At 72.6% G+C, this 11,828-nt stretch carries 10 protein-coding genes; 8 read left to right on the top strand and 2 right to left on the bottom strand.

Translation table 11 applies throughout. The features are described 5' to 3' along the window. Positions 1-265 precede the first annotated feature (265 nt). Positions 266-751 carry a hypothetical protein gene (locus tag NQZ70_RS29130; RefSeq protein WP_129577129.1) on the top strand — a complete coding sequence of 162 codons (486 nt, stop codon included), beginning with the start codon at positions 266-268 and terminating at the stop codon, positions 749-751. A 93-nt stretch (positions 752-844) separates the two neighbouring features. On the opposite strand, the gene NQZ70_RS29135 is transcribed toward NQZ70_RS29130, so the two are convergent. Beyond that, a complete protein-coding gene (locus NQZ70_RS29135) occupies positions 845-2,275 on the bottom strand; it encodes a hypothetical protein (RefSeq protein ID WP_237244150.1) in 1,431 nt (476 codons plus the stop codon). Between NQZ70_RS29135 and NQZ70_RS29140 the strand changes: the two genes are divergently transcribed. The 7 genes from NQZ70_RS29140 to NQZ70_RS29170 all read left to right on the top strand — a co-directional run bounded on the left by NQZ70_RS29140 (position 2,274) and on the right by NQZ70_RS29170 (position 10,421). Continuing rightward, a complete protein-coding gene (locus tag NQZ70_RS29140; RefSeq protein ID WP_129577131.1) occupies positions 2,274-2,756 on the top strand; it encodes a peroxiredoxin in 483 nt (160 codons plus the stop codon). The two genes, NQZ70_RS29135 and NQZ70_RS29140, sit on opposite strands and share 2 nt — an antisense overlap. Before the next feature lie 117 nt (positions 2,757-2,873). Further along, on the top strand, positions 2,874-4,886 hold the full coding sequence (locus NQZ70_RS29145; protein ID WP_165374217.1) for a DUF4139 domain-containing protein: 2,013 nt from the start codon (positions 2,874-2,876) through the stop codon (positions 4,884-4,886). Between the two features lie 332 nt (positions 4,887-5,218). After that, positions 5,219-5,788: a hypothetical protein gene (locus tag NQZ70_RS29150; RefSeq protein ID WP_129577132.1), complete on the top strand. Its 570-nt coding sequence runs from the start codon at positions 5,219-5,221 to the stop codon at positions 5,786-5,788. Between the two features lies 1 nt (position 5,789). Beyond that, positions 5,790-6,998 carry a matrixin family metalloprotease gene (locus tag NQZ70_RS29155; RefSeq protein ID WP_207217505.1) on the top strand — a complete coding sequence of 403 codons (1,209 nt, stop codon included), beginning with the start codon at positions 5,790-5,792 and terminating at the stop codon, positions 6,996-6,998. Positions 6,999-7,588: 590 nt separating this feature from the next. After that, positions 7,589-8,494, top strand: coding sequence for an SUMF1/EgtB/PvdO family nonheme iron enzyme (locus NQZ70_RS29160; RefSeq protein WP_129577133.1), 906 nt, complete (start codon positions 7,589-7,591; stop codon positions 8,492-8,494). Positions 8,495-8,816: 322 nt separating this feature from the next. Next, positions 8,817-9,677 carry a mechanosensitive ion channel family protein gene (locus NQZ70_RS29165; RefSeq protein WP_165374218.1) on the top strand — a complete coding sequence of 287 codons (861 nt, stop codon included), beginning with the start codon at positions 8,817-8,819 and terminating at the stop codon, positions 9,675-9,677. 102 nt (positions 9,678-9,779) lie between these two features. After that, positions 9,780-10,421, top strand: coding sequence for an HD domain-containing protein (locus NQZ70_RS29170; protein WP_129577134.1), 642 nt, complete (start codon positions 9,780-9,782; stop codon positions 10,419-10,421). Positions 10,422-10,423: 2 nt separating this feature from the next. Here the strand turns inward: NQZ70_RS29170 and NQZ70_RS29175 are convergent, their stop codons facing one another. Then, positions 10,424-11,383 carry a diacylglycerol/polyprenol kinase family protein gene (locus NQZ70_RS29175; protein ID WP_129577135.1) on the bottom strand — a complete coding sequence of 320 codons (960 nt, stop codon included), beginning with the start codon at positions 11,381-11,383 and terminating at the stop codon, positions 10,424-10,426. Positions 11,384-11,828: the final 445 nt, after the last annotated feature.

Genomic DNA, 11,828 nt, shown 5'->3' on the forward strand with positions numbered 1-11,828 from the left:
CCGGCCGGACGAGACCTCTTGTCACGGCGTTCTTGCGCCGTTCGCTTTCAAACATGGAATATCGCGCGGCGCAGGCGAAAGTTGCCATCAGAAGGCGAGGCACGGCGGGCGCACTGCGACATCCCGCCTCGCTCGGCCGGGGTCCAGGGGCCGCGAATATCGAAGCAATCGCGCGGCCGCGTGAGAAATCCGAATTGGCATGGTCCGTGCGGTATCCGCCGCGGGGGCCCGGAGCGGGGACGCGCTCACGCGAAGGAGGTCTCTCATGGCGAAGCTCGTAATTGGCCTGGTGCAGACGCGCGACGAGGCGGAAGCCGCGGCGGAACGCATCATCGACTGCGGCTACACGCGACAGGACGTCAGCCTGCTGATGACCGACGCCACGCGCCACAGGTGCTTCAGGGTTCCGGACGGAACGCCGCCGGCGCACACGTTCGGCGCCGCCATCGCGATGAGCGCCGTGGTTCCCGACCTCGGATTCGTGGTGGCCGGCCCGCTCGCCGCCGTGGTGGCGAGCGCGGTCGGCGCCGGGATCACCGGCGGCCTGCGCGAGATCCTCATCTCCGCAGGCGTCCCGAAGCACTGGGCGGAACGCTACGAAAAGGGCGTCAAGCAGGGCGGGATCCTCGTGAGCGTATTCGCCAACAACGAGCGGGAGGTGGGCGTGCTCCACATGGTCCTTGACGACCCCAGCATGTACCCGGTCCGCCCCGCCATCACCGGGCGCCAGGCGTACGACACCTATCTCTGATCCGGGCGGGCACACGCACCGAGGCGCCCCACGCCGCAGGCGCGGGGCGCTGCGATCGTTCGATGCCGAACGCCCAGCCGCCCGCGCGTCGGCTCAGCCCCCGAGGGACCTGAGGCGCGCGCGCAGCATCAGCGCCCCGATGAGGTCTTCCTCCGCGTCGCTCCGGCGCGACCAGCCCAGCGAGAGGTAGCGCAGGAGCTCGCCGAACGTCGGACCGGCCGGCGCCGCGCTCGTGCCGCCGCGGACGACCCAGAGCTGCTCGCCGTCGGCCCCGAGCGCGAGGATCGCCCGCTGGGCCGCGCCGCCGCCGAGCGCCGAGCCCGAGAGCCGCGCGATCGGGTAGAGTTGCCGCGCCGCCGCCGCGTCCCAGCCGGGCTCGCGCTCGTGGCCGAGGAGCTCGTCCTCGCGCAGGAAGCGCAGCGTGCCCTCGACGGCGCCGATCGCGAGCTCCCGGTAGAGATCCTCCGGATCCGCCGGATCGGCCCAGTCGTAGGCGCGCGCGAACGCCGCGTACGTCGCCGGCGGGGCGACGCCGCGGACGGGCGGCGGGGGCGCCGCCTTCGCGCCGCGGCCGTCCTCGCGCCGGAGCACCCGGTTGAGGCGCTCCACCTCCGCGGCGATCGACGCCGGCCCCGGCTCGACGAGGTGCACCGCGACCCGGCGCTCGGGCGCGAAGAGCCCGCCCATCAGCGCGCCGAGCACCGGCGCCCCCAGCTCGGCCGAGAGGAACGTGGAGCCGCGGTGCGGCCGGATCGCGCGATCCGTCGCGTCGCGCTCCTCCTGGGCGGTCGCGGTCTCCGGCAGGTCGGCGTCGATGGCGACGAGGTCGCTCCGGTCGGGCGTCTCCACGCCGGCCTCGAGGCCGTCCTCCCCTTCCCGCACGAAATGGCGGACGAACCCGCTCGCCTCGAAGCGCCAGCCGTCGTCGTGGACGACCTCCTCCGAGAACACGAGCGCGAAGATCGTCGCGCCCGCGTGGCCGAGCCCTTCGGCCGCGTCGAGCACGGCGACGGGCGGGGAGAGCTCGTCCTCGAAGAGCTCGGCGAGGTGGTCGAGCTCGTCGCCGCCGCCCGCGGGCTCGCCGCTCGAGTAATACGCGGCAGCGTAGCCGGGCACGCCCGGGAGCGGCGCGACGAACAGGCGCGGCGCGGCGACGTCCCAGCCGCCGAGCGCCACGGCAAAGCCCTGGGACAGCGCGCGGTCCGGGATCTCGGCGGGTCGAAAGATGAGCGCAGCGAACGTGGTGGCCATGGGGCGCCCAGGGTAGCCCGATCGGCCGCCCGCGGCCGGTGTCCGGCGCGCGCTGCGCGCCTTCTGGGCCGCCGCTCGCTCGATCTCTCCCGGGCGCGGGGCGGCCGCGGGCCCGGTCCCTGGAGAATCCGCCGCGGCCTGCGGCCGGGCGCCTGCCTGGAGATCGCGAAGAAGCTCCGGAGCGGAGGAGCCGCCGCCGCGCGCCACCGGCGGGTCTCCGCGCGGCCCCGCGGCCTTGGACGCGGCGCGGCGCATCGGGTAGAGGACCGACATGCTCGCCCCCTCCACCCTGTCCGTCGGTCAGATCGCCCCTGACTTCACCCTGCAATCGCAGAGGCGAGAGGCGGTGAAGCTCTCCGATTTCCGCGGCAAGAAGGCCGTCGTCCTCTTTTTCTATCCCAAGGACGACACCCTGATATGCACCGCGGAGTCGTGCGCTTTCCGCGATCGTTACGACGCCTTCGCGGAGGCCGGCGCCGAGGTCATCGGGGTGAGCGCCGACTCGGAGGGATCCCACGAGCAGTTCGCGCAGAAGCACCGCCTGCCCATGACGCTGCTCAGCGACCCCGGCGGGCAGATCGCGGCGCGCTACGGCGTGAGGCCGCTCTTCGGGCTCCTCCCGGGCCGCGTGACGTTCGTCATCGATCGCGAGGGGGTCGTTCGACATGCCTTTTCTTCCCAGCTCCGCGCGGCGAGGCACGTCGAGGAGGCGCTCGCCGTCGTGAAGCGAATCGAGGCCTCCGGCCGCGGTTGACGGGCGCCGGGAGCGGCGCGCGAACTCCACCCGTCGCCCGTCGTTGACGCCCTCGCGAGGGGCGTTATGAACCCCCACGGCGGGGCCATCGCACGCCTCCGCCGGGGGGAGGCGACGATGGATCATCACTTGTGGACGACAGCGACGCTGGCGGCCGACGCGACGGGTGTTGCCCGGCCGGGGACCGCGGCGGACGCGCTCTCGCTGCGCCGCGTCGTGCTCTCGACCGGCGGCGTCGGATACTTCGAGTACGAGGCGCGCGTGCGCGGCGACGCCGCGCTCCGGCTCGAGGTGCGGCTCGATCAGGTCGACGACGTGCTGAAGAGCATCGTCGTCTACGACGATCGCGGCGTGACCGGGAGCATCACGCTTCCCGGGAGGGAGCCGCTGCGCGACCTGTTCCGCGAGCTCCCGTTCGACGAGGGAGCGCTGGAGTCCGAGGCCTCCCTGCTGAACGCCCTGCGCGGCGCCGAGGTGCGGGCCCGCGGGCCCGAGGGGATCGTCGCCGGGCGGATCGTCGCGGTCACGGCGGCGCAGGTGGCGCTGCCGGGCGGCGGCTCGGAGAACCGGCACTGGCTCGCGCTGATGTCGGACGGCGCGCTGAAGCAGGTCGTCCTGCAGGAGCTCGAGAGCGTGGAGTTCGCCGAGGAGCGGCTGCGGCGGCAGGTCGGCGCGGCGCTGCTCGGGCTCGCGAGCCGGCGCCAGCGCAACCGCCGCGAGCTCGTCGTGCGCACGGCCGGCGAGGGCGAGCGGATCGTCCGGGTGGCCTACGTCATCGAGGTGCCGCTCTGGAAGACCTCGTATCGGCTCACCGTGCCGGAGGACGCGCAGGCGAAGACAGGCGCGCTCTCCGGGTGGGCCATCGTGGAGAACCAGAGCGGCGGCGACTGGGAGAACGTGGATTTCACCCTGGTGTCGGGCAACCCGGTGACGTTCCGCCAGGCGCTCTACGAGATTTACTATGTGGAGCGCCCCGAGGTGCCGGTCGACGTCGCGGAGCGGGTGCTGCCGCGCCTCGACGAGGGCGCCGCGGCGCTCGCGGCGAGGGCGGCGCGGCACGCGGGCTACCAAGGCCTCGCGGGCCCCGCCGGGGCCCCCGCGCCGGCCGAAAAGGCCGTGGCCGAGAAGGCCGAGGAGCGCGCGCCGGAGCGCAAGGAGGCGGCGACGCAGGTCGTGTTCCACTTCCCTGCGCCCCTCACGATCGCGAGCGGGCAGACGGCGCTCCTCCCGATCGTCGAGCGCGAGCTCCCGGCGGAGCGCGTGTGGCTCTACCAGCGGGAGGCGAGCGCGCACAGGCCGCTCGCCTCGGTGCGGCTGCGGAACGACAGCGACACGAGCCTGCCGCCCGGCGCGATGACGGTCTACGAGCGCTCCGCCGGGGGGGTCGTCACCTACGTGGGCGACGCCCGGCTCGCGGCGCTGCCGCCGGGCGAGTCGCGGCTCGTGAGCTTCGCCGTGGACCTGAAGGTGCGCATCGACCGCGAGGAGCGGGCCGAGGAGGCGATCGCCCGCGCGAGGATCCAGGGCGGCGTGCTGGAGCTCGTCCGGACCGCCCGCAAGGTGACCGTCTACACGATCGTGGGCGCCGCGCGCGAGCCGCGCGTCGTGCTCATCGAGCACCCGCGCCTCGCCGGCTGGGAGCTCGCCGAGCCCAAGGAGGGCGTCGAGACGACGCGCGACCGCTACCGCATCCGGCGGGAGGTGGCCGCGGGCGAGACGGCGCGGCTCACGGTCGCGCTGGAGCACCCCGTCTCGCACACGATCGCGCTCACGAGCCTGTCCAACGAGCAGATCGAGGTGTACCTGTCCTCGCGCGAGATCCCCGAGGCGCTGCGCGCCGTGTTCGCGCGGATCGCGGAGCTCAGGGCGGCTGTCGAAGTCCAGCGGCGCGCGCTCTCGGCGCTGGAGGCCGAGCTCGCGGCGCTGCGCGGCGAGCAGGAGCGCGTGCGCGCGAACCTCAAGGTGGTGCCCGCCGGGAGCGCGCTCCAGGAGCGGTACCTCAGGGCGCTGAGCGAGCAGGAAGACCGGATCGCGGCGCTGTCGGCGAAGCTGCCGGGCGCGCGGGAGGCGGTGGCCAGCGCGGAGCGGGCGCTCGCCGACTACGTGCGCGACCTGTCGCTCGCGCCCTAGTTCCGCCCGGCCTCGGGCCCCGAAGATGCGGCCCGGGCAGCTCCTCCCGGGCGCGATGACGCTCTCCCCCCGCCGCGCAGCGACATGACGATCTCGCCCTCGAGGACGAGCAGCGCGTCACAGGCACCGCACAAATTTCGGCGCACCACCCACGCGCGGTGAGCAATTACGCAGAGCGCAGATGACGGCATGACGCCATCCGATCGCGCGATGTTCCGTCACCACGACAGATATCCTGCACCGCAGCACGGAGAGCACGAACTCCGTCCTGATCCCGGTTGGCCGCCGCGCGCGCTTCAGGATAGAACAGAGGGTCTTAAGGAGTCATCGACATGAAGAGAAGCGTGAACGCAGTGCTCTCCCTGTCCGCTGCCGCCGCTCTGCTGTGCCTCGGCGCGCCCGCCGACGCGACGACGGCCGTCCTGCTCTCGCGCGAGGAGCTCGTGCGCAAGTCGGCGACCGTCGCGCGTGTGACCGTCGGCAAGTCGTACACGACGGAGTCCGACGACGGGAGGTCGATCGTGACCCGCACCGAGCTCACGGTCACTCAGCCGCTCAAGGGCGGCGCGGACAGCGGGGGTCCGAAGGTGATCGTGCTGGAGCAGATGGGCGGGACCTACAACGGCAAGACACAGCGCGTGCTCGGCGACGCCAACCTCTCGCAGGGCGAGGACGCGGTGGTCTTCCTGCGCGCCGGCGACAAGGGGCGATGGCACTTCACGGCGCTCGCGCTGTCGGTCTATCACGTGGACACGAAGGGCCTGGCGCGGCGCAGCCTCGAGGGGCTGCACCTCGTCCGGCGGAACGGCGGCGCGCTGGTGCCCGTGCAGGCGCCCGCCGTGGAGGTCGAGCCGGTCGAGAGCCTCATGACGGACGTGGTCCACCTCGCGGGAGTGAAGTGAGGTGAGGCGCCGCGTCGCCCTCGCCGCCGCCCTCGGCGCCCTCTCCTCCCTCGCCGCCGCTGGCGAGGCCGCCGCGTGGACGCCGCTCGACCCCAGCGTTCCCCGCTGGGGCAAGCTGCCCGTCGGCTACTACATCAACCAGTCGACGATCCCGCGCCCGATCGCCGGCATCGCCGTCTCCCGGATCCAGGCCGGGTTCGAGGCGTGGTCGAGCGTGGGGTGTACGGAGTGGGGGGTCACCCTCCTCGGCGACACCACCGATCTTTACGACCACAGAGACGGCAAGAGCGTGTTCCACTGGATCAGCGACTCCTGGCCGGGCATGCTCGGCGACGTCCACTCGGTCATCGGCGTCACGACGCCGGCCTGGGGTTTCGGCAACGCCATCGTGGACGCCGACATGGTCTTCAACAACGTCGGGTTCTGCTGGAACGACACCGGCAACGACGGATGTGTCGACACGCAGTCGATCGCCACGCACGAAGAGGGGCACTTCCTGGGCCTCGGCCACTCCGACGCGCGGGGCTCGACGATGACCGCGTACTACGTCGCTGGCTCGTCGATCCGCTCCCTCGAGGACGACGACATCGAGGGCGTGTGCGCCCTGTACCCCATCGGCGGGACCACGGCCGCGAGCGCCGCGAGCGCCGCGAGCGGCGGCGGCAGCGAGTGCAACAGCTGCTCCAACGACTCGCTCGCGGGCGTGTGCAGGGCGCGGTACGACGCCTGCGGCGCGTCGCGCCCGTGCCGGGAATTCGCCGGCTGTTACTCCGAGTGCGCGGACGACGCGTGCGCGCAGCGCTGCGTCGACCAGCATGCGGAGGGCGCCAGCATCTACGTCCGCATCATCGAGTGCATCTGCGGCGAGTGCTCGGCGGAGTGCTCCACCGAGTGCGCCGGCGTCGACGGCGGCGGCGGCGGTGGCGACGGCGGCGGCGGCGCGGGCGCGAGCAGCACGTCGACCTCCTCGGCCGGAGGCGGATCGACCACGAGCGCGGCGTCGAGCTCGTCGGCGGCCTCGAGCAGCGCCTCGGGCAGCGGCGTGGGCGGCGGAGGCGCGTCGCCCGACGACACGCCGAAGGACGACGACGGGGAGTCCGGCAGCGACTCGGGGTGCTCGTGCTCGACCAACGGCCGCTCGGCCGATCTCGGGGGGGTCATGCTCCTCGGCGTGCTCGGCGCGCTGGCCTCGCGGCGGCGCCGGCGCTGAGCGTTCGGCCGCGGGCATTCCGGGGGACCGCCGGCGGCCGCGCCGGCGTGGGCGTCGGCCGCCCGGCGGGCCCCGCCCCGGCCCGCGGTGGGCGTCGATGATCGTCCCGCCGCGGCGCCGCCGCTCGCGCCGCCCGGGGACCGCCGACCGACCGTGGGCACGGCGACGCGTCGGCGGCCATCCAACCACGCAAACTTGACGTAGGGCGCGCATGTCGCGCGCAAGGCGGTGTGCCGAGGTGGCCGCGCGCTGGCCGGCCATTCCGGCCGTCCAGGCGGCCACACCGCGGCTCGACGACGGGCGGCGCAGCCGCGTGGCCCGCGATCGCCGGGCACTGCAGTAGGCCGGGATTTTGCAATCTCTCCACCCAGGTCCCGACGCTCGCGCGACGATCGAGGCGAGCTCGGTTCAAGTCTTGGCCCACGCATGTGCGCCGATGTAGGCAAACGTGGGAAGAGGTCATTGTGCGAACCCTGGGCATCACGGTACTACTGACACTGCTTGGCGTTGCGGCCTCTGGCTGCAGCAGTCACCCGGACACGGAGGGAAGGGACGCTCGCAACGGCGAGATTCGCGAGTTTTCCGGGGGGATGTCCGAACCCCCGCAGTCCGACCTCCCGCAGTCCGAGCTTCTGCAGTCCGACCTCCCGCAGTCCGATCCCGCGCCGATCGCGTCTGCGGAGATGGCGACCGACGGGCCGCTGGACGAGCCCACGACGGACGACCCCCCGGCGATCGAGGCGCCGGTCACCCTGCCCGGAAGGACCGAGGGCTGCCCCGGCGGGATGGTGCGGGTGGAAGGCGAGTATTGCCCCGCGGTGGTGCAAGAATGCCTCGAATACCACCCCGAGTGGACGAAGCGCCACGGCGAGCCGGGCGTGGCCGCCCGGTGCCTGCGTTTCCGCGAGCCGTCGCGGTGCGTCGCCAAGAAGACCGAGAGCCTCTCGTTCTGCATGGACCGCTACGAGTACCCGAACGTCCCGGGCGAGCTGCCGCGCACCCTGACGTCGTGGGAGCAGGCCGCCGATCTTTGCGAGGCTCAGGGCAAAAGGCTGTGCACCGAGGCCGAGTTCAACTTCGCCTGCGAGGGCCCCGAGGCGCTGCCTTACGTCTACGGCTACGAGCGGAACGCCGAGACGTGCAATCAGGACCGGGAGTACCGCTTTCCAGACCACTCGCAGCGGCTGCTCCACTACCAGGCCTGCATGCAGAACGAGCGATGCGCCGCCGAGCTCTCGCGGCTGGACGGCCGCGAGCCGGCCGGCTCGCGCGCGGAGTGCGCCTCGTGGGCAGGCGTCTACGATCTGAACGGCAACGTCAACGAGTGGGTGGTGCGCACCGACCAGAAGGCCCCCTACCGCAGCGGGCTCAAGGGCGGGTGGTGGGGTCCGATCCGGAGCCAGTGCCGCCCGATGACGACCTTTCACAAGGAAGACGACTACGGCTACGAGGTCGGCTTCCGCTGCTGCGCCGACGTGGAGCCGCAGGCGACGTAGCGCCCAGCGGGTCCGTGGCGCTGACCTCAGCATACCGACCGCAGATGCGACCGCTGGTGCGCGGCCGCGATAGCGCCTGCGGGCGCCGGCGAGCGAGGAGGACGCGCCGGCGACCCGAGGCGCGGCCGGGCGCCGACCCCGCGGCCAGCTGAGGTGTGCAGGCCGCAGGGCTGATGCTCGAACATCTCTACCGCCCCTCTCGCGAACCGCCCCGCTCGCGTGATAGAGGTGCCCGCCGGGGGAAGCTCTCTCGAGGCGAGGCGCGCACGCGCCTTGCACAGGGCGCCCCGCGAGCGGCGCGCACGTCGCCAGGAGGCTTGAGATGGACGAGAGAGTTCAGCGATACATGGACATGGGGGTCGCGCTCGGGGTGAGCGTCGGCACGAAGATCGTGGGCGCGATCCTGGTCTGGGTCATCGGCCGGATAATCATCCGGGGGGTCCTCTCGGTCATGCAGCGCAGCGCCACGCTGAAGAAGCTCGACGTCACGCTGGCGCATTATCTGGAGTCGGCGACGTCCGTGCTGCTGAACATCCTGCTGATCATTGCGGTGCTCAGCGTCTTCGGCGTCGAGACGACCACCTTTGCCAGCCTGCTCGCCGCGATCGGCATCGCCATCGGCATGGCGTGGTCCGGGCTCCTCTCGAACCTCGCGGCGGGCATCTTCATGATCCTCCTGCGCCCCTTCAAGACCGGCGATGTCGTGACGGCCGGGGGCGTGACGGGCGCGGTGCACTCGATCGGGCTCTTCGCGACCGCCCTGGACACGCCGGACAACATCCGCACCATCGTGGGCAACGCCAAGATCTTCAGCGACACGATCCAGAACCTCAGCGCGAACCCGTTCCGCCGCGTCGATTGCACGGCGCAGCTCGCGCACGGCGCGGATCACGAGGCGGCGATCACCCGGCTCAAGGCGCGCCTCGCGCTCATCCCCAACGTGGTCAGCGAGCCCGCGCCCGTCGTCGAGATCCTGGAGTTCAACCTCTCCGGGCCCGTGCTGGCCGTCCGGCCCTTCTGCCAGAGCAGCTCTTACGGCGCCGTCTTCTTCGCCACCAACAAGGTCATCCGCGAGGAGCTCGGCAAGCTGGGGCTGCCTGTCCCGAGCCAGCACGTGCAGATCAACCAGCTCGCGGCCGCGCCTCCCCGCGGCGTGGGCGCAGAGGCGCCCCCGGCGGCCTGACGCGCCGCCCACGGACCGCGCGCGGAGGCGGCCCGCGACGGATGGCGCTCGCGCTCCCCGTCGGCGTTGCCCGCGCTCGTCCCGGTGGGTAAGAGGCGGGGGATGAGGGACTGGGAAGCGCTCTTCGCGAAGCAGCTCGAGCAGACCGATCTCGGCAAGGATCCGGCCCACGATCTGGCGCACTTCACGCGCGTGGTCGCCACGGCCAAGGCCCTCGCGGCCGACGAAGGGGCCAGGCTGGAGGTCGTCGTCCCCGCGGCCTGGCTGCACGACCTCGTGAACGTCCCCAAGAACGATCCCAGGCGCTCCCAGGCCTCGCGGCTCTCCGCGGAGGAGGCGCTGCGCTTCCTCCGGAGCGTCGCGTACCCCGAGGCGTTCCTCGCGGACATCGCCCACGCCATCGAGGCCCACAGCTACAGCGCGGGCATCGAGCCGAGGACCCTCGAGGCCAGGGTCGTCCAGGACGCGGACCGGCTCGACGGGCTGGGGGCCATCGGGATCGCCCGCTGCTTCGCCGTGGGCGGGCTGCTCGGGGTGCGGTTCTACGATCCCCAGGATCCGTTCGCCGAGCGGAGGCCGTGGAACGACCGCGAGAACGCGATCGACCACTTTCATGTGAAGCTGTTCAAGACCGCCGAGAGCCTGAGGACGGCCGCCGGGCGTCGCGAGGGGGCGCGACGGGCGGAGTTCATGAGGCAGTACCTCGCTCGCCTCGCGGTCGAGATCGGCGGCGAGGTGCGCTGAGCTCAGCCCGCGCCGGCGACGGTCACCGCGGCCGCAACGGCGACCGGGATCGTGAAGTTGTCGTCCATCCGCGACGAGAACAGCTCGGTGGCCGCCCCGGCCAGGCCGGCGACGGCGGCCAGGAGGAGCCGCGAGGAGAGCGACGCCGGGCCGAGCGCCCACATCACCGCGAGGGAGCTCAGCGCGCCGGCCGCGAAGAAGGCGAGCGTCCCCTCCAGCGAGCGGCCGTCGCGCAGCCGCGTGCGGCCGAAGCGACGGCCGATGAGCGCCGCCGCCGGGTCGGCCACCGCGAGCACCACCACGGCGAGCGACTGGCTCAGCCGCGTCCCGAACAGCGCCAGGAGGAGGAGCGCCGTCATGTACCAGGTCGACGAGTTCACCCGGTAACGCTCGTGCGGGTGCGCCACGAGCCGGAAGAGCCGCATCAGCCGATCGTTGACCCGCTCGCTCACCCGGCGCGCGATCTCCATCGACCACGCCGCCGCCGCGAAGGCGCCGCTCACGGCCACGAGCCAGCCGCGCTCGGGCAGGAGCTGGACCAGCCCGAGCACCGCCAGCCCCGAGCCCACGTGCCACAGGCTGCGCGCATGGTTCGTCGGCCTGACGCTAGGCGGCGCCGCGACGACCCCGCGCAGCGCCAGCAGCAACGACTCGTAGGCAGGCTGGACCTCGCGCTGGAACGCGATCCACGCCGCCTTGGGCGAGGGCGTCCCGGACGGGGTCGCCCGCTCGACCGCCGCGAGCAGCGCGCGGAGGCGGTCGCGGAGCCGATCGAGCGCGCCCCCCGCGTCGTCGCGCTCGACCGCCACGACGAGCTCCCGGAGCCGCAACACCACCCGTTCGACCCGGGCGCGCACCTCGGGCTCGTCCCGGAAGACGAAGACCGCGGGATCAACCTGACGCAGAAGAGCGCAGAGCTCTTCGGAGACGAGCTTGGTCTCGACGTGCAAGGCGTGGATCACGTTGGCTTTTGTCAGAATAGTCTCCGATGCCCCGCGCGGCATGTCAGCGCTTCGTCATACCGCAGGGGCGTACGTGGGCTGGCTCGCCGCGCCCGCGCCGCTGAGGCGCGCCACAGCGCGCAGGACCGCGTAACCGCCTTCGCTCGATCCCTCGCTGCACGGCCGACGCCGCAGGAGCCCGCGCAGCGACGACGCACCGCATGATCCGGGGCCTCCTGAGCCAGCGCTCCCCAGCTCCCCCCTCCCCAGCTCCCCCCTCCCCAGCTCCCCCACCCGGCTCCCCCCACCCCGCCCGATTCCGGCGCGACAGTCTCCCCTCCTGCCCAGGTCGGGCGAGCTCGGCGCGCGCGGCCGATGCGCCCCACGACGTCAGGCAGCGATCACAACAGTGCAATTCATGGATTCATGGAGTGGAGCGCGACGGTATCCTCTTTATTCCATGCCT

This window comes from Sorangium sp. So ce836 (assembly GCF_028553905.1).
Taxonomy (GTDB): Bacteria; Myxococcota_A; Polyangia; order Polyangiales; family Polyangiaceae; genus Sorangium; species Sorangium cellulosum_D.

What these genes read in the sequence shown, in the direction of transcription:
- NQZ70_RS29130 (WP_129577129.1), top strand. Translation starts at nt 266, where the DNA reads ATGGCGAAGCTCGTAATTGGCCTGGTGCAGACGCGCGACGAGGCGGAA.
- NQZ70_RS29140 (WP_129577131.1), top strand. Translation starts at nt 2,274, where the DNA reads ATGCTCGCCCCCTCCACCCTGTCCGTCGGTCAGATCGCCCCTGACTTC.
- NQZ70_RS29135 (WP_237244150.1), bottom strand. Translation starts at nt 2,275, where the DNA reads ATGTCGGTCCTCTACCCGATGCGCCGCGCCGCGTCCAAGGCCGCGGGG.
- NQZ70_RS29145 (WP_165374217.1), top strand. Translation starts at nt 2,874, where the DNA reads ATGGATCATCACTTGTGGACGACAGCGACGCTGGCGGCCGACGCGACG.
- NQZ70_RS29150 (WP_129577132.1), top strand. Translation starts at nt 5,219, where the DNA reads ATGAAGAGAAGCGTGAACGCAGTGCTCTCCCTGTCCGCTGCCGCCGCT.
- NQZ70_RS29160 (WP_129577133.1), top strand. Translation starts at nt 7,589, where the DNA reads ATGTCCGAACCCCCGCAGTCCGACCTCCCGCAGTCCGAGCTTCTGCAG.
- NQZ70_RS29165 (WP_165374218.1), top strand. Translation starts at nt 8,817, where the DNA reads ATGGACGAGAGAGTTCAGCGATACATGGACATGGGGGTCGCGCTCGGG.
- NQZ70_RS29170 (WP_129577134.1), top strand. Translation starts at nt 9,780, where the DNA reads ATGAGGGACTGGGAAGCGCTCTTCGCGAAGCAGCTCGAGCAGACCGAT.